Origin of the sequence: Bartonella jaculi (assembly GCF_039543045.1) — a bacterium.
GTDB lineage: Bacteria > Pseudomonadota > Alphaproteobacteria > Rhizobiales > Rhizobiaceae > Bartonella > Bartonella jaculi.
The window spans coordinates 1,002-3,550 of record NZ_BAABIZ010000062.1 but is presented as its reverse complement, the minus strand read 5'-3'; the positions used below and the strand labels follow the sequence as shown (position 1 = coordinate 3,550).

Below are 2,549 nucleotides of genomic sequence, written 5' to 3'. Positions count from 1 at the left end.
TCTTCCCCCCTTTTCAAATGTTTTATTTCAAACAAAATGAGTCTTAATAATATACTTTTTGTATGTTTATAAGCTCTTAGAGAAAATAGCAAGAAAAAAATACTTTTTTCGTAAAAAACATATCATTGTTGTTTGCTGAGTGATTTAGAGTGCTCTTTGTAGGGTTATTGCACTTTTATTGTAAAAATGAGCGAAATACCTCTGAACACTAAAGTTACATCTCTTAAAAAGCTTTGAATGATAGTGGTATGTGATTTTTTATAATTCAACGCCCTCCCCTTCGCGTAAATTCTTCCCCAAGATGTCTTTTAACGACTTTTTCATCTTTTATAGACTATTAAAAAGAATTGCAAAAAGAAAATCAATTTAATTGTTTTTATATAATAAGTTTTTCTGATTCATTAAAATAATTCCAAAATTCATAGCCTCATTGTTTGCTCTGTAGACTTTTATAGAAGTGTTGGTGCATCGTTGTATTTTAGATATCCCCGTTTTGATCAAAATGAGTCTTATTTAATCATTGATACTGTTGCGTACTTAATCATTGCCGCATCATTGCCGCTGCTGCATGCAGAGGAAATAAATAAAACAGCAAAAAATGGGATTTTTTTATTTCTTTAAGCATATCCCCCCAATGAATATTTCTATTAATAAAATTATAAAATGCACAGTTTTAAAATACTGTGCGATTATGCACTCTATTAATTTATAGGAGAACGTTACTCACATTTGTAAATTTTTAGTTAAAATGCTTTACTTTAACTAAAATCAGTTTCACTAAAATTATTACTATAGAGTACATTGTTATGAGACTTTATAAGTACACTACTCTATGACTTTCTACGTAAAACATCACTTCTTTATAATATAAAATTTCTCCCTCGCCTCATGAGACAAGGGAGAATGCATTTTTTATTGTTAATTCAGAGTTAAGTTTACTCCTGCACTTAAACCCCAGTGGCCTCCTGCACTCGTAACAGATAGATTAGAGCGAATGAACCCGTCTTCAGATGTATAACCAGCACCAATGGCAAATGCAGATTGACTGCGCCATACACCCGTACCAAATGAAACACTCAACTTTCCAGGTGTATCGTTATAACGTAAACCAGCCACCGCCAACCCAACAGCTGCCGCTTGTCTGGCTTCTTTCCGAACATCCTCAACAACATAATTTAACGTTTCAAACTTCATATCTGTATAGGATTTCGACTCGTTAACACCATTAGTAACAAGACTACTTACTCGATCATCCGTATATTTCTTCGCATCATCAAGAACTATCTTCATCTGCTGATCAGTATAATCATGTAACTGACCTCCATTAACTGCTTCCTTAGAGCCCGTTTCAATTCGACCTTCAGCCACATTGTCTATCAGGACTGGGTCACTTTCATTCCCACCTACTAAGGTGATGCTATTCTTCTTCTTGCCATCAGCATCTTTATCATAATTAACGGCTCCATCCGCAACAGATGTTGCAATATCTTTTACATCTTGATCTATCCTATCTACTTTCTTCTCAACATCTGTAACCTTCTGGTTCGTCTCCCATAGCTGTCCTCCATTCACAACTTCCTGCGAACCCTCTTCAATTTTACCTGCTGCTACATTCGTAATCTTACTTGACTGCCCATCATGCTTCGCATCATACGCACCTTCATCTTTATTCCAATTTAGGCCATTCGACGCCACATTCTTTTCAACATCATGAATACGATCATTGATACTTGTCATTCCTTTATTTACACCTTCAAACGCATCCGCCACATTACCATAGCTTTCCTGCTCATCTGAACTACCGTCGCTCTTGAATTGTGCAACCTTGAATGTTGGTGCACTCCATTTTCCCTCATTATCATAGCCTGCACCTCCACCGAAATACTCAGCAAACATCTTATTCATTGAATAAAGCTGCGAACCATTCACTGCTTCTAGAGATTCCTTTGAGAGAGCGCCCGCACGAACTCCAGAAAGGGTCCGTTCTGCTCCATCAATGTTGGCGATGCTAATACTTGTGCCGCTTTTTTCGCCACCAATGCTGATAACATGCGTTTCCTCATTCTGCTTAACAAGGCTATCACCTACTATCTTGTTAATCTCATTGTTAATCTCATTATGAATGTTCGTGAAAGAACTTCCTACGCCCTCAAACGCTTCCGCTACACTCGTATAGCTCCGCTCTTCAACATCACTACCATCTTCCTTAACGGTCTTAACCTTGAACTTAGGAGCAGTCCATTCTCCCTTATCATCATAGCCAGCACCTCCTCCGAAATAGGTCGCTAGCGCCTTATTCATTGTATAAAGTTGAGAACCATTCACCGCATCCGTCGATTTTTCCAAAACCGCACCAGCACTCACACCAGAGAGCGTCCGTGTAGCATGATCAGTGTTTGCAATATTGATGCTTGTACCACCTTTTTCGCCACCAATGCTGATAACATGCGTTTCCTCATTCTGCTTAACAAGGCTATCACCTACTATCTTGTTAATCTCATTGTTAATCTCATTATGAATGTTCGTGAAAGAACTTCCTACGCCCTCAA

Annotated in this window: 1 protein-coding gene; it reads right to left on the bottom strand. The window is 37.9% G+C overall.

Annotated elements, in window-relative coordinates:
- Positions 1-918: 918 nt before the first annotated feature.
- Positions 919-2,549 (bottom strand): Vomp family autotransporter (locus tag ABD915_RS09050; protein ID WP_345117545.1); only part of this gene is annotated, 1,631 nt, incomplete at its 5' end.